Source organism: Enterococcus sp. DIV1758 (assembly GCF_051711985.1).
In the GTDB taxonomy this organism is placed as follows: Bacteria; Bacillota; Bacilli; order Lactobacillales; family Enterococcaceae; genus Enterococcus; species Enterococcus faecalis.
Genome location: NZ_JBIOOA010000001.1, coordinates 1,831,917 through 1,852,513, shown reverse-complemented (window position 1 = coordinate 1,852,513; position 20,597 = coordinate 1,831,917). Strand labels below are relative to the sequence as shown.

Annotated in this window: 20 protein-coding genes and 1 other RNA gene; 13 read left to right on the top strand and 8 right to left on the bottom strand. The window is 35.5% G+C overall.

Translation table 11 applies throughout. From position 1 onward, the window contains the following. Positions 1 to 69: 69 nt before the first annotated feature. Complete coding sequence (locus IGJ52_RS09015; protein WP_002419528.1) at positions 70 to 657, bottom strand: CPBP family intramembrane glutamic endopeptidase; 588 nt, start codon at positions 655 to 657, stop codon at positions 70 to 72. A 368-nt stretch (positions 658 to 1,025) separates the two neighbouring features. Here IGJ52_RS09015 and IGJ52_RS09010 point away from each other — a divergent pair, with 368 nt between their 5' ends. The 6 genes from IGJ52_RS09010 (at position 1,026) to IGJ52_RS08985 (ending at position 8,272) form a co-directional block, all read left to right on the top strand. Beyond that, the gene (locus IGJ52_RS09010) at positions 1,026 to 1,964 is read left to right on the top strand and encodes an ABC transporter permease (RefSeq protein ID WP_002389270.1); all 939 of its coding nucleotides are present in this window, start codon (positions 1,026 to 1,028) and stop codon (positions 1,962 to 1,964) included. Between the two features lie 11 nt (positions 1,965 to 1,975). After that, positions 1,976 to 2,899 carry a carbohydrate ABC transporter permease gene (locus tag IGJ52_RS09005; protein WP_002359877.1) on the top strand — a complete coding sequence of 308 codons (924 nt, stop codon included), beginning with the start codon at positions 1,976 to 1,978 and terminating at the stop codon, positions 2,897 to 2,899. Between the two features lie 23 nt (positions 2,900 to 2,922). Beyond that, positions 2,923 to 4,389: an ABC transporter substrate-binding protein gene (locus tag IGJ52_RS09000; RefSeq protein ID WP_002369012.1), complete on the top strand. Its 1,467-nt coding sequence runs from the start codon at positions 2,923 to 2,925 to the stop codon at positions 4,387 to 4,389. 70 nt (positions 4,390 to 4,459) lie between these two features. After that, complete coding sequence (locus IGJ52_RS08995) at positions 4,460 to 5,095, top strand: YesL family protein (RefSeq protein ID WP_002362905.1); 636 nt, start codon at positions 4,460 to 4,462, stop codon at positions 5,093 to 5,095. After that, positions 5,049 to 6,779 carry a sensor histidine kinase gene (locus IGJ52_RS08990; RefSeq protein ID WP_252654106.1) on the top strand — a complete coding sequence of 577 codons (1,731 nt, stop codon included), beginning with the start codon at positions 5,049 to 5,051 and terminating at the stop codon, positions 6,777 to 6,779. Before IGJ52_RS08995 ends, IGJ52_RS08990 begins: the two co-directional genes overlap by 47 nt. Positions 6,780 to 6,790: 11 nt before the next feature. Further along, positions 6,791 to 8,272: a response regulator transcription factor gene (locus tag IGJ52_RS08985; RefSeq protein ID WP_002356858.1), complete on the top strand. Its 1,482-nt coding sequence runs from the start codon at positions 6,791 to 6,793 to the stop codon at positions 8,270 to 8,272. 40 nt (positions 8,273 to 8,312) lie between these two features. On the opposite strand, the gene IGJ52_RS08980 is transcribed toward IGJ52_RS08985, so the two are convergent. After that, positions 8,313 to 10,454: a GH92 family glycosyl hydrolase gene (locus IGJ52_RS08980; protein ID WP_002419529.1), complete on the bottom strand. Its 2,142-nt coding sequence runs from the start codon at positions 10,452 to 10,454 to the stop codon at positions 8,313 to 8,315. A gap of 172 nt (positions 10,455 to 10,626) precedes the next feature. Here IGJ52_RS08980 and IGJ52_RS08975 point away from each other — a divergent pair, with 172 nt between their 5' ends. Continuing rightward, a complete protein-coding gene (locus tag IGJ52_RS08975; RefSeq protein ID WP_438792039.1) occupies positions 10,627 to 11,739 on the top strand; it encodes an FUSC family protein in 1,113 nt (370 codons plus the stop codon). Positions 11,740 to 11,782: 43 nt separating this feature from the next. Here IGJ52_RS08975 and IGJ52_RS08970 read toward each other — a convergent pair whose 3' ends face one another. Together IGJ52_RS08970 and gloA2 are read right to left on the bottom strand one after the other, a co-directional pair. Further along, positions 11,783 to 12,265, bottom strand: a complete 483-nt coding sequence (locus tag IGJ52_RS08970; protein WP_002356863.1) for an SRPBCC family protein — start codon at positions 12,263 to 12,265, stop codon at positions 11,783 to 11,785. Positions 12,266 to 12,286: 21 nt separating this feature from the next. Then, on the bottom strand, positions 12,287 to 12,667 hold the full coding sequence (gene gloA2, locus IGJ52_RS08965) for an SMU1112c/YaeR family gloxylase I-like metalloprotein (RefSeq protein WP_002356864.1): 381 nt from the start codon (positions 12,665 to 12,667) through the stop codon (positions 12,287 to 12,289). A 211-nt stretch (positions 12,668 to 12,878) separates the two neighbouring features. On the opposite strand from gloA2, the gene treP reads away from it, so the two are divergent. Together treP and IGJ52_RS08955 are read left to right on the top strand one after the other, a co-directional pair. Beyond that, positions 12,879 to 14,345 carry a PTS system trehalose-specific EIIBC component gene (gene treP / locus IGJ52_RS08960; protein ID WP_438792038.1) on the top strand — a complete coding sequence of 489 codons (1,467 nt, stop codon included), beginning with the start codon at positions 12,879 to 12,881 and terminating at the stop codon, positions 14,343 to 14,345. Between the two features lie 127 nt (positions 14,346 to 14,472). Beyond that, the gene (locus IGJ52_RS08955) at positions 14,473 to 15,477 is read left to right on the top strand and encodes a nucleoid-associated protein (RefSeq protein WP_010715347.1); all 1,005 of its coding nucleotides are present in this window, start codon (positions 14,473 to 14,475) and stop codon (positions 15,475 to 15,477) included. 37 nt (positions 15,478 to 15,514) lie between these two features. On the opposite strand, the gene IGJ52_RS08950 is transcribed toward IGJ52_RS08955, so the two are convergent. Further along, positions 15,515 to 15,868: a YxeA family protein gene (locus IGJ52_RS08950; RefSeq protein WP_010822997.1), complete on the bottom strand. Its 354-nt coding sequence runs from the start codon at positions 15,866 to 15,868 to the stop codon at positions 15,515 to 15,517. 198 nt (positions 15,869 to 16,066) lie between these two features. Here IGJ52_RS08950 and IGJ52_RS08945 point away from each other — a divergent pair, with 198 nt between their 5' ends. Both IGJ52_RS08945 and IGJ52_RS08940 read left to right on the top strand, forming a co-directional pair. Beyond that, entirely contained in the window at positions 16,067 to 16,771 is a 705-nt protein-coding gene (locus IGJ52_RS08945; RefSeq protein ID WP_002384290.1) for a zinc metallopeptidase, read from the top strand. A gap of 83 nt (positions 16,772 to 16,854) precedes the next feature. Further along, entirely contained in the window at positions 16,855 to 17,193 is a 339-nt protein-coding gene (locus IGJ52_RS08940; RefSeq protein WP_002356871.1) for a hypothetical protein, read from the top strand. Between the two features lie 25 nt (positions 17,194 to 17,218). Here IGJ52_RS08940 and IGJ52_RS08935 read toward each other — a convergent pair whose 3' ends face one another. Continuing rightward, positions 17,219 to 18,064 carry a PhzF family phenazine biosynthesis protein gene (locus tag IGJ52_RS08935; protein WP_002419533.1) on the bottom strand — a complete coding sequence of 282 codons (846 nt, stop codon included), beginning with the start codon at positions 18,062 to 18,064 and terminating at the stop codon, positions 17,219 to 17,221. Positions 18,065 to 18,120: 56 nt separating this feature from the next. Then, positions 18,121 to 18,972, bottom strand: coding sequence for a PucR family transcriptional regulator (locus IGJ52_RS08930; protein ID WP_002383772.1), 852 nt, complete (start codon positions 18,970 to 18,972; stop codon positions 18,121 to 18,123). 77 nt (positions 18,973 to 19,049) lie between these two features. Between IGJ52_RS08930 and tadA the strand changes: the two genes are divergently transcribed. Both tadA and ffs read left to right on the top strand, forming a co-directional pair. Next, positions 19,050 to 19,571 (top strand): tRNA adenosine(34) deaminase TadA, encoded by a 522-nt coding sequence (tadA, locus tag IGJ52_RS08925; protein WP_438792037.1) that lies wholly within the window; start codon positions 19,050 to 19,052, stop codon positions 19,569 to 19,571. Positions 19,572 to 19,608: 37 nt separating this feature from the next. Beyond that, an RNA gene (gene ffs, locus IGJ52_RS08920) (signal recognition particle sRNA small type) lies at positions 19,609 to 19,705 on the top strand. 49 nt (positions 19,706 to 19,754) lie between these two features. Here the strand turns inward: ffs and IGJ52_RS08915 are convergent. Further along, complete coding sequence (locus tag IGJ52_RS08915; protein WP_229202735.1) at positions 19,755 to 19,907, bottom strand: hypothetical protein; 153 nt, start codon at positions 19,905 to 19,907, stop codon at positions 19,755 to 19,757. Positions 19,908 to 20,597 lie beyond the last annotated feature (690 nt).

Genomic DNA, 20,597 nt, shown 5'->3' with positions numbered 1-20,597 from the left:
CTAATTAGCTGAAAATTTAAGAGTTGGCAACATAAGTCAAAATGACCTATGTCGCCAACTCTTTTTGATTTATAACAAGAAACCCAACATATTATTAACAATATGAATAGCCATAACAAATACAAGCGAACGATTTGATTTTAAGTAAGCTGCAGATAATAAAATAGCTCCTGGCAGATAAATGAGAAAATCAAGGGGCTGTTGTGTGTGCATAAAGGTGAATAAAAAAATTGAAATTATAGTCGCACTGGCTATACCAATTGTTTCCGATAAACAATTCATTAATACTTGCCGAAAAACTAGTTCTTCAGCAATTGGCCCCACGATTGCTAAGAAAAATAGAGTAACAAGCAATGGGACTTGTGCACCAAATGAGAGAACATCTTGTTGATTAGCAATTGGATTATTACTCATGATTTTTTGAATAATAACATCGACTAAAAAAATCAGCCCCACCCATAAGAAAATGCTAAAAATACGCCAAAGAGTCTCTTCTTTAAAATAGTCGAACCCAGCAACGATTTCTTTCCAAAATAAAACTATTCCCACAATAGCAGTAATAGTTAAACCTGTTACGAGATTTGCAAAAGATGATTCTACTAAATTATTATCAAATAACAGTGAAATAGCTAATAATAATAAAGAACCAGCTTGCATTAAAACTGTGAAAAAATATACCACAATTAAACTAATTGCTCTAGTGTTTTTACGGATAAAATTCAAAAATAGTCCTCCTCAAAAATAATTAGATAATATCCTTTGTGAAAATAACAAGTTCTCAGCTTTTATACAACAAATACGCACTAGCGAAACCGCTTTATGAGTGAGATTTATCCAATTATTTTTTAAGTTCTTAAATAGTTATTAAAAAAATATCAGATAAACGTTTTCACAAAAAAAGTCAATTCGGTAAATTTTTACCTTAAAATGATACAAAATCTATAATTTGTTTCTCAAATCCTATAATTTGTTCCTTAAAAAGATATTATGAAAACGCTATTATATTTATGAAAGGAGCGAAATGAATGAAGAAGAAAAACGGGTTTTTTCAAAATGTATGGCGTTATAAGGCCTTAATTCTTATGGCGTTACCAGGATTTATCTGGTTTATATTTTTCTTCTATATACCAGTCTTAGCCAATGTGGTCGCATTTAAAGATTTTCATATTTCACCAGATGGTTTCTTAGCTAGTCTAAGAGAAAGTCCTTGGGTTGGTTTTGAAAACTTTAAATTTTTATTTGCGTCAAAAGATGCTTGGTTAATTACTAGAAATACCATTTTGTACAATGTCGTCTTTTTAGCCTTTAACTTATTCTTCGCGATTGCTTTTGCTATTATTATGAGTGAATTAAGAAATCGTCGCTTGGTTAAAGTTTATCACACGATGTCATTGCTACCATATTTCTTATCTTGGATGGTTATTAACTATTTTGTTTATGCCTTTTTAAGTCCAGATAAAGGGATTTTGAATCAATGGATTACTGGTAATGGCGGTACAATGATTAACTGGTATGCAGATCCACGTTGGTGGCCAGTAATTTTTGTCTTCCTAAATGTTTGGAAGAGTCTAGGCTACAACAGTATTATCTACTATGCTTCTGTGATGGGGATTGATCCGACATACTATGAAGCAGCGATGGTAGATGGTGCCAACAAATGGCAACAAATAAAAAATGTTACGATTCCACAAATTTTACCAATGATGTCTGTTTTATTAATTTTAAACATCGGCGGTATCTTCAGAGCAGACTTTGGTTTGTTCTACATCGTACCAAGAAATTCAGGTGCGCTTTACAACGTGACAAGTGTGTTAGATACCTATATTTACAATGGCTTAACGGCTACTGGTGATGTAGGCATGACGGCAGCTGCAGCGTTATATCAATCTGTCGTTGGGGCATGTTTATTATTAATTGCGAATTTAGTTGTTCGTCGAATTGAACCAGATTCAGCACTATTTTAGGAGGAAGGATTATGAAAAAGAAAAAAGTCACTAGCGTTAACGTTCGATCCTTCAACCCGACAGCGAATTTGATTTTCAATATTGTCATTGCTATTTTTGCTATTTCCTGTGTGGTTCCGTTTTTCTTTGTTATTATGATTTCATTGACAAGTGAAGGATCATTAGCAGCAAACGGCTACCGGTTTTGGCCAAAAGAATTTTCATTGGAGGCCTATCGTTACATTTTCCAAGGGGCAATGAGTCAACGTATTATTCATGCCTTAGGGGTAACGGTCTTCATTACGGTGACAGGGACGATTGTCAATGCAACAATGACGTCATTATATGCCTATGTCATTTCTCGTTCCAACTTTCCATTTAAAAAATTCTTTACATTGTTTGCTTTAATTACAATGTTATTTTCACCAGGGATGGTTGCGAACTATTTAGTAATGACAAACTTATTGCAATTGAAAGATACAATTTGGGCGTTAATTTTGCCTTTAGCTTTAGGACCATTTAATATTTTAGTGATGCGAACGTTTTTCAAGAAAACCGTGCCTGACAGTATTATTGAATCGGCACGTATTGATGGCGCAAGTGAAATGCGCATTTTTGTCAGCATTGTGTTACCACTAGCCGTTCCAGGGATTGCCACAATTAGTTTGTTTGCGGCTTTGGGTTATTGGAACGATTGGTTCAATGCATTACTTTACATTCAAAAAGATACCTTGGTACCATTACAGTATTTATTGATGAAAATTCAAAACAACTTAGAGTTCTTATCAAGAAGTACGGATATGGGTGCAGCAGCACAAGAAGGGTTAGGCGTTCTACCAAGTGAATCGGCTCGAATGGCGATTGTTGTCTTATCTACGTTACCAATTGCGTTAACTTACCCATTCTTCCAAAAATATTTCGTGGGTGGTTTAACAATCGGCGGCGTGAAAGAATAAAATTGTACAGGAGGAAATAAGGAATGAAAAAATGGCAAAAAGGATTAGCCGTAGCTGGCGCAGCAGCTTTAGCTGTAGGACTAAGCGCGTGCGGTAAATCTTCAAAAGATGCAGCGTCAAAAGGTGATGATAGTACACCAACGTTATTAATGTATCGTGTTGGGGACAAACCAGATAATTATGACCAATTAATCGATAATGCGAATAAAATTATCGAGAAAAAAATTGGGGCAAAATTAAAAATGGAATTTGTTGGTTGGGGCGATTGGGACCAAAAAATGTCAACAATTGTTGCTTCTGGTGAAAGCTATGATATTTCATTAGCACAAAATTATGCAACGAATGCACAAAAAGGCGCCTATGCTGATTTAACTGATTTAGCACCTAAATATGCAAAAGAAGCCTATGATCAATTGCCAGATAACTATATTAAAGGAAATACGATCAATGGAAAACTGTATGCGTTCCCAATTTTAGGTAACTCTTACGGTCAACAAGTTTTAACTTTTAATAAAGAATATGTCGATAAATACAATTTAGATATTAGTAAAGTCGATGGTAGTTATGAAAGTGCAACGGAAGTTCTAAAAGAATTCCATAAAAAAGAACCAAATATTGCTGCTTTTGCTATCGGCCAAACATTTTTTGCAACAGGTAATTATGACTTCCCTATTGGTAACCAATATCCATTTGCAGTAAAAACAACTGATACTGGTTCACCAAAAATTATTAACCAATATGCCGACAAAGACATGATTAATAACTTAAAAGTCTTACATCAATGGTATAAAGATGGCTTGATTCCAACAGATGCTGCTACAAGTACAACACCATATGACTTAAATACCAATACTTGGTTCATGCGTCAAGAAACACAAGGTCCTATGGATTATGGTGATACAATCTTAACACAAGCTGCTGGCAAACCACTTGTTTCTCGTCCACTAACAGAACCATTAAAAACAACAGCACAAGCGCAAATGGCTAACTATGTTGTTGCAAATACGTCTAAAAACAAAGAAAAAGCTGTTGAATTGCTAGGTTTATTAAACAGCAATCCAGAATTGCTAAACGGACTTGTTTATGGTGAAGAAGGCAAACAATATGAAAAAGTTGGCGATGATCGTGTGAAATTATTGAAAGATTACACACCAACAACTCATTTGAGTGCTTGGAACACAGGAAACAACTTAATCATTTGGCCAGAAGAATCTGTCACTGAAGACATGGTTAAAGAACGTGATAAGAGCATCGAAGAAGCAAAAGATTCACCAATTCTTGGTTTTACTTTTGTAAATGATAAAGTGAAAACTGAAATCACTAACGTTGCTACAGTTATGAACCGTTACGCAGCAAGCTTAAATACAGGAACTGTTGATCCAGAAGAAACACTTCCAAAATTAATGGATGACCTAAAAACAGCTGGCTGGGATAAAGTTCAAAAAGAAATGCAAACACAATTAGACGAATATATCCAATCTCAAAAATAATCACAGGAGGCTGAGGCATTAGTTGAGCGCTTTTGGCTCAGCCTTTTACATAATAGAAAGGAAGAGGAAGATGGAAAGTACAGGGATTCAGCGGTTGTTTTACCTTTCCTGGACAGTAATCAAACTAAATTTACTGTTTGTTTTATTTAGTTTAGCTGGAGGGATTATTTTTGGTGTTGGTCCAGCACTCCAAATGATGACTGATTTCATTTTGGAAGAGGGCATGAATTATCAAGCAATCACCGTTAAACGAGCATTTGAATCATGGAAAGCACATTTTAAAAGAAGTAACTGTTATTTTTTACTTTTTCTCTTCACTTTAGGATTTGTTTTTTATAATATTTATTTAGCCGTTCAATTTACCGGAATAATGTGGTTAATTATTACATTTATTTTATTTTTTGTTTCCCTAATACTCGTTATTTTTTACATTTATATGCTACTATATGAAGGAAGCTATTTTATCTCAACTATTGATTTAATGAAGCTTTCATTTATCAGTATCTTTTTAAACCTCGGTGTATTTTTTAAAGTCTTATTCGGTGTAATTAGTATCGTTGCTTTAACTTGGAAAATGAAAGGACTGCTACTATTTGCTTCGTTTGCCTTAATTATGATGTGGTGTGCCTATGTCACGCGTAAAAATCGCCAGTTTATTGATGGAAAGTTGGAACAAAATGAAGCGAATCTTCAAAAAACTGTTTAAAAAAAAATATTTATTAAATCGATTAGTACAAAAATACAGTCTACTGTTAACAAGTATTATTTTGTTAACGGTGGCTGCTTTGTGCGTTTATGTTACTTATACAATTAACTTATCAATTGATTCACAAAAAAATAACGCCGTTTCCCAAATTGACAGCTATGTAACGAATAAAAATAATGCGGCGACCAATATGATTAATGAATTAGCTGGCTCTGCAAGTAAAATTGAAAACATGCGAAAATATATGGAACTTTCTCCTCCTGAGTATTTTGACTATACGTACAGCCAATGGTCGGAAGATCGGGTCAGTACCCACTTTGGAAATAATTTAAGTACATTATTTAGCACCTTTCCTGACTTAGAAGAAGTGATTATTCGCTTAGATGAATTTGATCAGGTTTTGTTCGCCAATCGCACAGCTACAAATGGGAAAAAAATGGATATGTCATCAATTAAAAAACATGGCTTTCAACTAATGCGAATTATCTCCGATCCTTATACAGGACAACCGCTGGGAGAGTTGTACACTGTGTTTTCAAGTCAAGAGTTGCTAGGCAACCAAGCAGACTTATTGAAAAAATCAGGTATTAATGCGTTTATCTATGATAGTGCTGGGAATCAAATTTTTTCTGAAAAAGCACAATTTACCAAAGAAGAAGAGCGGCAACTAGATAAAAGAATGCACACCGATAGTGACATTCAACAGGTTTTTCATAATCGCTACGATATTACGGAAATAGAAAGCAGTGGCCGGAGTACCATTCTCTTATTAACAAGCCGCCGAGTCTTATTTCAACAATTGTTTATGAATTATGCGGCCATTTTAGGGATTGGGTTACTTTTGATTGTTATTTTATTAGTGGGCTTAAACCGCCTGTTTAAACGCTATTCTCAACAAGTTCAATTAATTTTAGAAGCGACACGAGCCATTGGCGATGGCAATTTAAAAGAACGAATTGACACAAATCAAGTTCAGGAAGAGTTGAATGATATTGCTTCCGCGATTAATTTTATGGTAGACAGTTTAGATCAATACATTCACGATATTTATACTTTAGAAATTAAGCAACGCGATGCCCACATGAGAGCGTTACAGTCGCAAATTAATCCTCATTTTCTTTATAATACGTTGGAATATATTCGCATGTATGCCTTGAGTCGGCAACAAGAAGAACTAGCTGATGTTGTCTATGCTTTTTCAACATTACTTAGGAATAATATTAACCAAGAAAAAACCACGACTTTGGCAGAGGAAATCTCATTTTGCGAAAAATATGTGTATTTATATCAAATGCGTTATCCCGATCAATTTGCCTATAAGTTTGAAATAGAAGAAACAATTGCTGATGTTGAAATTCCTAAGTTCATCATTCAGCCGCTTGTCGAAAATTATTTTGTGCATGGTATTGACTATCAACGACAAGACAATGCTATCAAGGTCCACGCCTACCGAGAAGATGAAAAAATTATTGTGGCTGTTGTGGATAATGGAAAAGGAATTACCGCCAATCGGTTAGAGGAAATTCGCGAACGTTTAAATCAAACAGAAATAGAAACGGAACAATCCATTGGATTAAGAAATGTTCATGAACGTTTACAACGCTTTTTTGGGGAGAGTTATGGTTTAACCATTGAAGGGAAAGAAGGAGAAGGGACGACAATTCGTCTTTCGTTTGTAGCATAAGGGGTGAAAAGATGTATCGAGTGATGTTTGTTGATGATGAATATATGATTTTAGAAGGCTTAAAATGGATTATTCCTTGGCAAGAGTTAGGCTTTGAAATTGTTAAAACAGCGCGTAGTGCGCAAGAAGCATTGGCTTTTTTAGAAACAGAATCCATTGATGTTTTATTAACAGATATTACGATGCCGGAAATGAGTGGGATCGAATTAATTGAGCAAGCAAAGAAAAAAGGACATCAATTTATTAGTTTAATTTTATCAGGTTATCAAGAGTTTGATTATGTCAAAAAAGGCATGGCTTTGCAGGTCCAAGATTATCTTTTGAAACCAGTCAATAAGCAAGAACTATTAGCCAATATCCAGAGAATTAAAACAGAATTGGACCAACAAAAAAAATCCCATGCCCGCGTGCGTCTATATCTAGAAAATGGCTTGATGCGTTGGCTTAATGATGAAATCAGCGAAGGGGAATACGAAGAGTTAATGCAGCAATTTACGACTATAAAACCAGGTGATTTTACCGTTTTATTGGTTGAAGCTGAGATGCCATTTTTAGAAACAATCAAGGAACTATTTATGAAAAAAGGTCAACTGTTATTCATTGAAAGTTGGATGAGTACGTACCACCAATTGTTACTTATCTATAAAGGGGCTAGACAAGAAGCGTTCTTATTTATTCGTGAAATTGAAGCGATTCTAGCTGGTCAAGGTCAGATTTTTGTAGGGGAATCTGTCAATGAATGGGAAACGGTTTATGAAAGTTATGAGAAAGTAAAACAGTTGCAAGCAATTGAAACGTTCTATCAAGAATTTCTGCCAAATAATCAAAAAGAACAAATGAATCGTTCGGCAGAAGATTTTACTTTTCTAGCGTTTAACCAAGCCTTGATGATTGGGGATATGCAGACCATTCAACGGGAATTAGATGCCATTTTCAATCAGTTAAGTCAACAACACGCTACGCCAGAATATGTACGCTATGTAGTCTTTTTACTTTTTTCAGATATTTCCCGTCAGTATCCAACTGTGTTAGAAGAAAACTATGAAAAAATCGTGGAAGAAATTCGAGCCAGCAACAATCTTAATACACTGTATGCGTTAATGCAGCAAGTCTTGGCAGAAGTGAAAAATAAACCTAAAATAAAAAAATATTCAGAAAGTGTTAGCCAAGCTGTAGAAAGAATTGAACAAGGCTATTTAGAAGAATTAAACTTAAAAACGGTGGCGGATGAGCTTCATTTGAATCCTAGTTATTTAGGCCAAATTTTCAAAAAAGAAACCAAGCGGAGTTTTTCTCAATATTTGAATCAAGTGCGTACCAAGCATGCCCAGAAATTATTATTGTACACGGATGATACAATCAACGAAATTTCAGAAAAAGTAGGATTTAACAATACCAACTATTTTTCAAAAATGTTTAAAAAATTAAATGGAATTACCCCAAAAGAATTTCGAGAGCAATACCAATCAAATTACGCAGGTGTCGAAGAATAAAAAGAAAGATGTTCAATTTTTATGAACATCTTTCTTTTTATTATTTTTCTGTACTTAATGAAAACGGTCGTTCTGCTGTGTTTTGTGGATTCGGGACAATCCCTAATTGATAATCTAAAGTCCCGCCGTTTAATAGTTCTTGATGAGTAAAATAAGGCGCAGTATGTTTTTCTTGGTTTAACTGAATTTCATGAATAAATTGTTGTTGGACTTTGTTTGGTGATGTCTGAATGGTTAATTGTTTACCATTTGACAGTTTTACTTCCGCCGTCTGGACTAAAGGCATCCCAATTACATATTCACCAGTTCCTGGTGTGACGGGATAAAAGCCTAAGCTATTAAAAATATACCAAGCAGACATGCTACCATTGTCTTCATCACCTGGATAGCCAGTTGGTGAAGCATCAAATGTTTGCATTAGTTGTTTTAAAAGTGGTTGAGCCATCTCTGGTTTGCCGATGTAGCTGAATAGAAACGGATAATGGAAACTTGGTTGATTTGAGATGGCTAATTGACCAAAATCAATTGCCGCCATTTCACTCATTTCATGAATTTCAAAACCATAGCCTTCAACGTTAAAGTTAGGCGCTTGATTGCAGAGCTGAATTAATTTTTTTTCGAAAGCTAACTCGCTACCATATAGTTTAATCAAACCTGCAAAATCTTGATAAACCGCAAAACTTGATTGCCAAGCACTTCCTTCGGCGTAATCTTTGCCCCAACGAATATCTAAAAAGTCAGGACGGAAATTACCTTCAGTATCCTTGGCTTGCATAAAGCCAGTTTCAGGATTAAAAAGTTGTTGATAATTCAAGGCTTGTTGACGATAAAACGTTGCGGTCTCTGAATCATTCAGTGTTTTTGCAACTTGCGAAATACAGAAATCGCTGTACGCATAGTCTAAGGTATGATTGACAGATTCATGATAGGTTGAAGGAACATAGCCATATTTTAGATAATCCAGAGTTCCTTGACGTCCATAATTTTCTCGTTCGCTTTGTTGTGTGGCGCCTTTTTTCATCGCTTCTAGGAACTGAGACATCAAGTCAGGACGAATCTTTTTCACGGCGGCATCAGCAATGACAGCGTCAATCAAGGTGCCGGGCATTAAACCACGCTCATCTGGAGATAACCATTTTGGCAAGAAACCTGTTTCGTTGTAACTATTTAAAAAGCCTTCTAGCATCTCTTCGTATTTTTCTTGAGCAATTAGTGAGAACAATGGGTAGACCGTTTTATAAGTATCCCAAAAGCCATTATTGGTATATAGTACACCAGGACGAACCGTTTGCGAGAACGTATCATAATGAATCGGCTGCTGATTTTCGTCCAATTCATAAAAGGTTTGCGGAAATAGGAATGTTCGATACAGTGTATGATAAAACGTTTTAGTATGTTCAGGATTTTCATGCGTTACTTTAAGGCGATCGAAATAATTATGCCAATCTGCGATTCCTTGTTGCAGCATCTCAGTAGAACGTAAAGAGATTTCTCGTGCTAAATTTAACTGCGCTTGTTTTTCAGAAATAAATGAACTACTAAAATGAACAACTTGTTGAGCAATATTTCCAAAAGAAAGAAGGATTTTGCCATCTTCACCTGAAGAAGGGGCAAACCATTTGGTTAAAGGCTGTTCAAAATGAAGCACAAAATAAAAACTAAAATCTGGATCTTCACAACCAGAATAGTTGATGACTTTTACAGCCACTTGATGGTCATCTAATTGTTTTACTTGATAACGTCCAGGCAGAGTTAGCAGTAAGTGATTATCTTTTTGTTGATAATCAATGGTTAAGATACCACCATACATGCTTGGGATTAATTGAGAAGTTATTTGATAGCGTAATTGAGTTAAGTTAATTTCGACAGGAGAAAAAAGGCTTTCTTCTGGACGATAAGAACTTTGGGCATGGAATAAAGAAAGTTCCGACAATGAACCACTGACAGGGGTCATTAATAAATGGCTAAAATCACCCATCCAAGGACTTGGTTGATGCGTTACTCGATAGCCTTGAAATGTTCGATCTTCTGGATGAAACCACCAGCTGCCTTTTTGGTCAGTTGTTTGCGGGGCGTAAAAATTCATCCCAAATGGCACGCCAGTATAGGGTAGACAATTCCCATTTGAAAAACTATGTTGGTTGGCAGTTCCGTGTCGCGTATCAATCGCTTGAATATTCATGAAAGTAGCTCCTTTGTTTTAAATGATATATCATATAGGCTGATTATAGCACAAAAAACGAGAAATGAAAGCGTATTTATTTGCTTTTTTATTTATTTTTAACGAATTGGTATATTCAATTTGAAGAGGGAATTGACAAGCGTGTTACAATGGATAAGGAATCGATATTGGAGTGATTGTTATTTATTTTTTTAGTACAAAAAGTCAGCAATTTTTTGCGTATGTTTGGGCCATTTTCCCAGTCATCGCCTTTATTTTGGTTAGTTTTTATACATTGGATTTTTTATTTTCCCCAAGCTATTTAATTATGGTGCCTGTATTTACTATTATGTTTAAAATTAACTATAAAAAAGATTATTCGTTTGTAGCGCTGCTCAAAATGAGTATCAGGCAATTTGTGATCAGTTTTTTAGCATTTATAGCCAGTAGTTCCTTTAGCTGGTCTATTATTTTAAATAGTAGTGTGACATTTTTAATTGTTTATTTATTTTATTCATCTGTGACACCGATGCGGTATCATAGTTATTTGATGATGTTTACGTTTTGTCAGTTAATCCAGGTTAAAGGAAATACATTTTTGATGCAATCTCAAGTTGTGGCCTTTTTAATTGGTCTTTTTTTATTGGCTTTAACATTAAACGCTTGGTGGCAAACAGGATTAAGTCAGCTAACCAGCTTAAAGAGTAGAGGCCATGTTCGCTTTTTTAAAAGCATTCAATTAAATATGAAACAACAAAAATTGGCGGTTATTAATTTCTGGCACGACTTACAACAGACTTTTTTTGGGATCACAAGTTTCAAACAATTTTTAGAAAGTCCTGACGAAAGGGTGCAACGATTTCGTTTAGCTATTCGTATGAGTTTCACCATTACGCTGAGTTTTATTTTAATGTGGAGTGTAGGAGGCATTAAAATAATTTGGATTCCGATGAATGTTTTTCTACTCTTGCATCCAGTGAAAGCAGAAATGAACACGCGTATTAAGACACGTTTTTGGGGGACTCTTTTAGGATGTTTCCTTAGTCTGTTTGTTGTCAATTGGCTTCAATTGCCACTGACACACCTCGTTGTTTCTAGTTTGATTGGCATTTTTGTTTATGCCCTAAAACCAGGAACCGTGTTACAAGTGACAATGGCAACGATTTTTGGGTTATGTTTGGCAACAATTAGTTTACGAGGGATGTATGCCGCAGAGTTGCGGGTCTCTTTTGTATTATTGGCAATTTTTGTTGTTTGCTTAATTGATTTAGGTTTATTTGTTTATCAGCGTATCTTGCGTTTTTAAAAAGTGTGGCACAGAGGGTTATTTACCCGTTGTGCCACACTTTTTAATTTTCTAAATTCGTTAATTTTTCCAAGTAATGATTTTCTATTTGCGGAAAATCTATTTTTTCTGGTGCTGCATCAGGGGTTTCAACTACTTGCTTCAAGCGGTTGAGAACAATTGACCAACCAGCGATATCTTTATGGCGAGGTGTTGTAAAATTTTCTGGGAGAGATTCTGAAAAGACTAACAGGGTCTGATGAGGTGCTTGTTCTTTTAAGTCAAAATAGATGATACCAGTATCCCAAGTCACGCCCAGATATTTTTCCTCTGCATAATCAGTGAAAGGCATTGTTTCTTCAAAATCGGGCAGAATAAACCGCCAAAACCCGTTAACACCTAATTCACCAATCTCTAATTCTGGAAACCATTGTTTTAGCTTGTCTGTCTCAGTGAGGTAGCGCCAAATCGTTTGAGGGCTGGCTGAAATTGCCCGTTCTGTACCAAAATAAATCGTCTGGTTTTCTAAGCGAAAGGTATCTTTCATTTTGTTTCTCTCCTTTATTTATTATTCATGAAGTTCTAAAGGTAGTCCATCTGGATCAAAAAAGAAGGTCATTTTTTCACCCGTAAAATCATCTACTCGTAGCGGTTCTGTTTCAATTCCTTGCTCATTTAAAAAAGCAATCACTTCTTCAATATGTTCAACTTTAAAAGCTAAATGACGTAATCCTAAAGCTTCAGGATAAGAGGGGCGAGCGGGAAATTGATCAGAAATGAAAATTTCCAATTCTTGGCTGCCTAATTTTAAATCTAATTTAATATCGTTTTTTTCGGGACGATGATTTTCGCGAAGAACTTCAAAGCCCAACTTTTCGACATAAAAATTTTTAGTTGCTTGATAATTTGAGGCATTGATTGCCACATGATGAATTTCTTTAAAAAACATTTTTCATACTCCTTTTCGTTTTTTCCCTCTGTAGTATAGCAATAAAGAAGCAGCTAAAAAAGCGTTCTGTTTGACTCTTTAAGAAAAGATAAGGGATTTGTAAAAAAATAAAATTATTTTTTCGAAAGAAAGCGCTTGCCAAAAAAAGAATAATCGAGTATGATGTATATACAACTTAATTGTATATACAAGTTTGAGAGGAGAATGTAAAATGGGTAAGTTTCAAAGCGATGCACAACAGTTGTTGAAAGCAGTAGGAGGCAAAGAAAATATTTCAGCTGTTTCTCATTGTGCAACTCGAATGCGTTTTGTATTAAAAGATCCAAAAAAAGCGGATGTACCTGTGATTGAAGATATTCCTTCTGTAAAAGGAACCTTTACAAATGCTGGACAGTTTCAAGTAATTATTGGGAATGAAGTCCCACAATTTTATAATGATTTTTCTGCAATTTCCGGTTTAGAAGGGGTTTCAAAAGAAGAAGGGAAAGCAGCTGCCAAAAGTAATTTGAGTCCTGTTCAACGAGTTGTTTCTGTTTTAGCTGAGATTTTTACACCATTGATTCCTGCACTTGTTATCGGGGGATTGATTTTAGGATTCCGCAATATTTTGGAAGGGGTTCCATTTGGCTTTCTTGATGGTCAAACAATCGTGGAAGTTTCTCAATTTTGGAATGGAGTCAATTCATTCTTATGGTTAATCGGCGAAGCAATTTTCCACTTCTTGCCAGTTGGGATTACGTGGAGTATTACGAAGAAAATGGGAACCACACAAATTTTGGGGATTGTCCTAGGGATTACATTAGTCTCACCACAACTTCTGAATGCTTATTCAGTTGCGACGACTAAAGCAGCAGAAATTCCTTTCTGGGATTTTGGGTTTGCTCAAGTTAACATGATTGGTTATCAAGCGCAAGTTATCCCAGCTATGTTAGCCGGCTTCTTGCTTGCCTATCTTGAAATTTTCTTTAGAAAAGTGATTCCTCAAGCAATTTCAATGATTTTTGTCCCATTGTTTGCTTTAGTACCAACAGTATTGGCTGCACATGTCATTTTAGGACCAATCGGTTGGACGATTGGTAGTTGGGTTTCTGATATCGTAAATGCAGGATTAACGTCAACATTTAATTGGTTATTTGGCGCCGTCTTTGGCTTTATGTACGCACCATTAGTCATCACTGGGTTGCATCATATGAGTAATGCGATTGATTTACAGTTGATTGCTGACTTTCAGTCAACCAACTTATGGCCAATGATTGCTCTATCAAATATTGCACAAGGTTCAGCGGTTTTAGCAGTTATCTTTATGCATCGTGGAAACAAAAAAGAAGAACAAGTTTCGATTCCAGCGATGATTTCTTGTTACCTAGGTGTGACTGAACCAGCGATGTTTGGGATCAACTTAAAATATGTTTATCCATTTGTTGCGGGCATGATTGGTTCGGCAATGGCCGGAATGTTTGCCACTTTAATGGGCGTTCGTGCGACAAGTATCGGCGTCGGTGGCTTGCCAGGAATTTTATCTATTGTGCCACAATATTACTTGCCGTTTTTAGTCGCAATGGTGATTGCGATTATCGTACCAATGGGCTTAACTTATATTTTCAGAAAGAAAGGCATCTTTAATAAAGTCGATCCAATTGATGAAGCAACAGGGATGTTATACAGCGAAGAAGGGTAATCGCTTTTTGAAGTTAAGAAGAATTCGTAGACATTTGTCTACGAATTCTTCTTCTTTTTATAGAAACTATTGGCTTTTTTCTCTCTTTCAGTTAGACTAAAAAGGTTGAGAAAAGGAGAGCGTAAAAATGGATATTTATTTAAAAAAAGCAATTTTACACATTATTGATCGAGAAACTGGGACGCCGGTTTTCTCTGAAAAGGAACTAGATTTAACCACTGAGTATATTCGAACGTATTTAACTGCAAAAATTTCAAAACTTTCGACTGCACAAACAAAGACTGGAACATTGGCGGAAAATAGTTCCTTTGTTGACTCCTTACGTGGGATTCCTAGTGATTTTGTGAAGAAAAGCCAAGAAGTTACCCAACATTGGTATGATGTTTATTCAGGAAGCGAAGATGCGCCTAGTGCTGATATTTTGTTCATTTTATATGAATTAGATACGGTGTTACATGTCGCAATGATTAAATTAAACTATAAAGAAAGTTACACGCATTACGTCGACTATGAAGAAGAATCCGTTTATAACAAACTGATTATCAACCGAGCAATTTTGTCTTCAAAATCACAAAAACCAGATGAAGGGATTACGGTTGACTTAGATACATTAGCGTTTGAATTACTAGAGAAAAGATATGAATTTTCAGGAGAAAAAATCTGGTATTTCTCTGAAAAAGTGATTGAGACGCAAGCGGCACCTTCCATGGAAGAAAATATCAAAGAAATTAAAAAAGCAGTCAAACGCATTGGAAAGAAATTTAACGAAGATGAGTTTGAACTAATGGCTTCTGTAAAAGAAGCGGTATATGATAGCATTGAGGAAACGGGAACGATTGACAATGAGCAGATTGCTGAGCAAGTGTTTAAAGAAAATGTATCAGCTAAATTAGCTTACCAAGAAGAAGTGAATGAGTCGAAGTTTGTCGATAAAACACCGCCAGTCAGAGAATCTCGCGAAATTTCTGAAAAGAAATTTGGCAAACAAAAGTTAAAAATGGATAACGGTATTGAATTAATTGTTCCGTTAGATGTTTACCGCAATGGCGATTTAATTGAATTTGTTAATAATCCAGATGGTACAGTGTCCATCATGCTAAAAAATATCGAAAAAATTAGTAATCAATTATAAAGAAAAAACCGTTGGTCGCTTGCCAACGGTTTTTTCTTTATTTTAATTTTTCTAAAGCTTTTTCAGGGACTTCTTTTTCTGTCACTTCATTCCAGCTGATCACGCCTTTACGGGGATTAACTTTCAATTTTAGATAGGCTTTCATACGCAAAGGTTGATCACGGGATTCGTTTAATTCCACGGTTTTTTCTTCACCGTTTTTATTAAACGCAGATTGTTGATAGTAATAAATGGTCATTGCTTCACCAGAATTTGTTTTTTCATCTTTCTTTTCACCAGATGTTGTGATTTGTGTATAATAGGCTTCTCCACCGTAATAGTAATTATAAACGCCCCAGCTACCACCGGCTAAAATGACTATGGGAATTAATATTTTTAGTAATGTTTTCATTTTCCTCACCTCAAGGAATAGTATGCCTTTTTTTTAGGAAATTCGCCATATTTTTTTCCGTTAATTGAGTGACAATTTTGTTAGTTTTGGTACTTTCTTGAAAAATTCATCATTTTTTTAAACAAAAGACAACGTTTGTCGCTCCCTTTTTTTCACTATCATGCTACAATAAAGAAAAAAAGATGGAGGTAGAGGACAATGATGCCCTTTTATTTTGGAATCGATCCAACCTATATATTGGTAATTATTGGAATTGCGATTTCTGGTGCGGCCTCCGCATATGTTAACAGTACCTTTCGTAAATATGATCAAGTACGAAGCAGTAAACATGTTACAGGCACGCAGGCAGCACAATATATTTTACAAAAAGAACAAATTAATGATGTTGGAGTTCAGCAAATTGCGGGTGATTTAACCGACAATTATAATTCTGGAAACAAAATGTTGAGCTTATCCGAAGCCACTGCTCAATCGACATCGGTCGCGGCTATTGGCGTGGCGGCTCATGAATGCGGACATGCGGTACAAGATCATACGAACTATGTGCCTTTACGTCTTCGTGCAGCCATTGTTCCAGTTGCCAACATTGGCTCAACCATCTCCTTTCCACTAATTTTGATTGGTGTATTATTTAGTTGGAATCAAACGTTAATCAACATTGGAATTTTGGCTTTTTCATTAGCCTTGATTTTTCAATTGGTGACCTTACCGGTGGAGTTTAATGCGTCTAGACGTGCATTAAGTATTCTTTCTGAAGGTGGGTTATTAACAGAAGAAGAAGTCCCTATGGCCAGAAAAGTTCTTTTTGCAGCTGCACTTACCTACGTAGCAGCGGCGCTTTCGACCTTTTTACAACTTTTACGTTTGGTTATTTTATTTGGTGGCAATAACCGACGAGACTAAGTGCTAGTAAAGGTCTTTCTATTACGCATAAAAGTAATAATATGTTATGATTAAAGTAGAAAATAACAGAGGAGCTGAAGGAAATGAAAGCATCAACAAAAATTGGTATCGGTTTAAGCATTGCTGCAGTTGCAAGTGTCTCTGTTGCAGTCATCGCTTCTGAAAAAATTATTAAGAAGGTATCTCATGTTTCCAATCGTTATAAAGTTAAAAAGTTTGTAGACGATAAATTTGATGGAAACCAAAAATTATTATCGATTGTCGATGATTTATCCGATGATGAATTAGATTCTGTTTTAAATGTTGTTGATCGTGTGAAAGATGGCGGTTCAAAATTAGCTGAATATGGCGAAAAAGTTAAAGACAATACAGATTCTTTAAAAGAACGCTTTTTCACATTTATTGAAGATGCAATGAAGTAAAAAAGATGGCCTAGGCCATCTTTTTTTATAAAAATAATTCTTTTGTTTCAACATAATAGCCTCTGCCACCAACTAGAACTTGATCAATTTTCTTTTGGGATGTAGTGTTCAAACGCACTAAGACTTCTGAAGGAGCGTTTAAGGTATAACCTTGGGCAAAGGTGTAATTGGTTTTTTGTAAAATTTGGTGATGGTACAGATAACAAGCTAACGCACCGTTTGATGTACCAGTAGCGGCTTCTTCATCGATGTCATAAAGGGGCGCAAAATTCCTACAAATGATATTTTCTTCAGACAAAGCAAAAAGATGCATCCCGATAACTCCGTACTTTTGACTAAGTAACTTAATTTTTTCAAAGTTTGGTTGTAAATCCTGTAATAATTGCGCATTTTTAATGGGAACCAAAATATCTTTTAGACCCGTTGACACAATCTGGATAGGAAAAGCAGTTGCCACTGCGTTTAAATCAAAGCAGCCGCTCAATTCTTCTAAAGTGAGCGTATCATAAAAAGTTGGGACAGTTTGTTCCATAAATAGTTGTTCATCGTTCGCCGTGATTGCGAGCAAACCGCTGTTCGTTTCGATTGTATATGCTGTTTGCAATAATTTATTTAAGTGCTTCATGATGGTGAAAGCGCCAATTGTCGCGTGGCCACATAAGTCGACTTCTTCTTTTGGTGTAAAATATTCAAGTCGGAAATCAGCAACCTTTGAGTCTGAAATAAAAGCAGTTTCTGCAAATCCTAGTTCTTTAGCGATGGCCATTTTTTGGGTTCTCGTTAAGGGCTGTGTCATAAAAACAACGCCTGCTTTGTTGCCACCTTCGTGGTTTTTACTAAACGCACTAGCGACATATGCGGTAATTTTCATTGGAACGCCTACTTTCTAATTGGGAATAAAAAACATACGAGTAAAAAACGGATGTACTACTTTCTTAATAACAAATAACAAAAGATTAAATCATCCATTTTTTTTAAAGATAAGCCAGTTTGTTCAAAAAACTTTTCCAAACGATAGTGTAAAGTATTTCGATGCATAAATAAATCTTTTGCAGTGGAGCTAATATTGCCTTGATTTTTCCACAAAGCGCTGATGATTGGCTGAATATCGGTGTCTTTATTTAATAAACGACGATAATACTCAACAAGTACATTTTGGCTCATGGCTTCTTTGGTAAAATAGTGGAGGGCGACATCGGTTAAACTAAAAACAGTCGTCCGACTAGAGGAATTAAGTTCTTCTGAAAAAATACGTTGTTCTTCATGGAAACAACGCCGGAGAATGTCTTCAGAGGAATAAAAATTGCCAACAAATACAGCGCTAGTGCAATCAAAGTCTGTATCTAATGTTAAAAAGATCCCTTGAATTTCTTCTTGTTGAAAGGTATTTTTTGACTGTTCTTCAACTAAAATATACATATTATTACTTGGACTGAAACAATCAACTGTATCTGGAAACATCTTTGTTAAATTAAATTGCCATTCAGCTTGTAATTCTTTTGTGACATTCGTCTGAATTTGCAACATACGAAAGGTCCCTTCGGCAGGTAATTTTGCCTGTTGAAATAAGTAACTGAACCAAGGATGGTTACCAGTAATGGTTGGGTTTTCAGAAATCGGGAAAAGCGCTTCCAACAAATGCTGTTCTTTAATACTTAAGAAAGCTTTATTCACAATGAAAAATTGGTCGTCAACAGGAATTGAATAGGTGGCTTCGGAACCAATTGTTTTTGATAAATAGCCTTTGGGATAAAGCTGAGATAAATTTTCAATAATCATAGACACACCTCACTGATTTATTGTACCATGAAGCAAGACAGAAGTTTAGTGGGAAAAAGCCGAAAGGTGGAAATTAATTGGGAAAAAAAGAAACAACGTTAACACAAGAAGAAAAAGAATTTTTTATGCGAGAAGCCATTGCAGAAGCGAAAAAAGCAGAAGGTTTGGCTGAGGTGCCTATTGGAGCTGTAATTGTTCGGCAAGGGGAAATTATTGGCCGCGGGCATAATCTGAGAGAAGCACGGCAAGAAGCAACGGCGCATGCAGAAATGTATGCAATCCAAGAAGCGTGTTGCGGGATAGAAAATTGGCGTCTAGAAGAAACCCAATTATTTGTAACTTTAGAGCCTTGTCCAATGTGTAGTGGGGCGATGCTTTTAGCACGAATTCCAGAAGTTTATTATGGCGCAACTGATCCTAAAGCAGGCACTGCTGGGACTTTGATGAATTTATTAGAAGATGAACGCTTCAATCATGTGGCCTATGTCGAAGCAGGCGTTTTAGAAGAAGAGTGTCGCTTATTGCTAGTTCAGTTCTTTAAAAAGTTACGGGCAAAGAAAAAAGAAGAGAAACTTTTAAAAAATCAAAAGAAAGACTAGTCAAAAGAATAAAAATACGTTATACTAGGTTTTGCCGAAAGGCTAGGACAATGGCGGGCTAGTGAATTGTGTCAGATCCGGAAGGAAGCAGCACTAAGCAAGTGCCGCCATGTGTCTGAATTATAGTTGATACCAAAGGCTTTAAGCCTTTTTTTATTTGTTTTGAATTAAAAAGGGGCAATGTTACTTGCCATATTTATTTAGAACTTCTATCAGATTTGTTTTAACTTTTTTTGTTACATGAGTATAAATTTTTAAAGTTGTGTCCGTGTCAACGTGGCCTACACGTTCCATTATTGTTTTAGCGGGTACATTTAATTCTGCAAGTAATGAAATATGTGAATATCTAAAAATATGGCTTGATATAGTTTTGTTTATTTTTACCTAGCCTTTCATTAGCTTTCTTTAGAGAGGCATTAAATGAATTCACTTGAATTGGTTTGCCCGTTTTGCCAACAAATAGATAATTTGTTGGCTCTTTGAATTTTATTTCTTTTTCTAAAATTAACTCTTCGATTATTTCGACTGCTCCGTAAATACCACTAGCATTATGGTATTTGTGGAGCAGTATACATAAAAAAACATAAGTAATATGTTCTACTCTCTAAGGGAAGCATGCGCTCAGCTACATTTGGTAAGATAAATTCGGGAGTATGGATATTGTTAAAATGACAATGGATTATTTTTTGCTGCGCATTCAAATATCTAAAAATTATGTTGTTGCATTAGACTTTGAATATGGAGTTTTAGCAAATGTTTCAGATGGTTATAAGTTCAGGTTTCGAAAATGGAACAAATATAGAAACAATTTTGAACGCTATGCGCCTAGCTAAACCAGTATGATGTAACATTAGAATTATTGGATGATTGTAGGTGGTATCTCAATTTGTCAATCCACATCCACTAGATGGCAAAGTAGACTTAACAGTTTTATTTGTAATAGTTATACAGATACTGATAAACTAGAATCTAATAAAGTATTGACAGATACAGAAACCGAAAAAACATCGAATTCCTATATAAAAG

What these genes read in the sequence shown, in the direction of transcription:
- IGJ52_RS09005 (WP_002359877.1), top strand. Translation starts at nt 1,976, where the DNA reads ATGAAAAAGAAAAAAGTCACTAGCGTTAACGTTCGATCCTTCAACCCG.
- IGJ52_RS08995 (WP_002362905.1), top strand. Translation starts at nt 4,460, where the DNA reads ATGGAAAGTACAGGGATTCAGCGGTTGTTTTACCTTTCCTGGACAGTA.
- IGJ52_RS08935 (WP_002419533.1), bottom strand. Translation starts at nt 18,064, where the DNA reads ATGAAAATTACCGCATATGTCGCTAGTGCGTTTAGTAAAAACCACGAA.
- IGJ52_RS08990 (WP_252654106.1), top strand. Translation starts at nt 5,049, where the DNA reads ATGGAAAGTTGGAACAAAATGAAGCGAATCTTCAAAAAACTGTTTAAA.
- IGJ52_RS08930 (WP_002383772.1), bottom strand. Translation starts at nt 18,972, where the DNA reads ATGATTATTGAAAATTTATCTCAGCTTTATCCCAAAGGCTATTTATCA.
- treP (WP_438792038.1), top strand. Translation starts at nt 12,879, where the DNA reads ATGGGTAAGTTTCAAAGCGATGCACAACAGTTGTTGAAAGCAGTAGGA.
- IGJ52_RS08950 (WP_010822997.1), bottom strand. Translation starts at nt 15,868, where the DNA reads ATGAAAACATTACTAAAAATATTAATTCCCATAGTCATTTTAGCCGGT.
- IGJ52_RS08940 (WP_002356871.1), top strand. Translation starts at nt 16,855, where the DNA reads ATGAAAGCATCAACAAAAATTGGTATCGGTTTAAGCATTGCTGCAGTT.
- IGJ52_RS08955 (WP_010715347.1), top strand. Translation starts at nt 14,473, where the DNA reads ATGGATATTTATTTAAAAAAAGCAATTTTACACATTATTGATCGAGAA.
- IGJ52_RS09015 (WP_002419528.1), bottom strand. Translation starts at nt 657, where the DNA reads ATGCAAGCTGGTTCTTTATTATTATTAGCTATTTCACTGTTATTTGAT.
- IGJ52_RS08980 (WP_002419529.1), bottom strand. Translation starts at nt 10,454, where the DNA reads ATGAATATTCAAGCGATTGATACGCGACACGGAACTGCCAACCAACAT.
- IGJ52_RS08945 (WP_002384290.1), top strand. Translation starts at nt 16,067, where the DNA reads ATGATGCCCTTTTATTTTGGAATCGATCCAACCTATATATTGGTAATT.
- gloA2 (WP_002356864.1), bottom strand. Translation starts at nt 12,667, where the DNA reads ATGTTTTTTAAAGAAATTCATCATGTGGCAATCAATGCCTCAAATTAT.
- IGJ52_RS09000 (WP_002369012.1), top strand. Translation starts at nt 2,923, where the DNA reads ATGAAAAAATGGCAAAAAGGATTAGCCGTAGCTGGCGCAGCAGCTTTA.
- IGJ52_RS09010 (WP_002389270.1), top strand. Translation starts at nt 1,026, where the DNA reads ATGAAGAAGAAAAACGGGTTTTTTCAAAATGTATGGCGTTATAAGGCC.
- IGJ52_RS08985 (WP_002356858.1), top strand. Translation starts at nt 6,791, where the DNA reads ATGTATCGAGTGATGTTTGTTGATGATGAATATATGATTTTAGAAGGC.
- IGJ52_RS08970 (WP_002356863.1), bottom strand. Translation starts at nt 12,265, where the DNA reads ATGAAAGATACCTTTCGCTTAGAAAACCAGACGATTTATTTTGGTACA.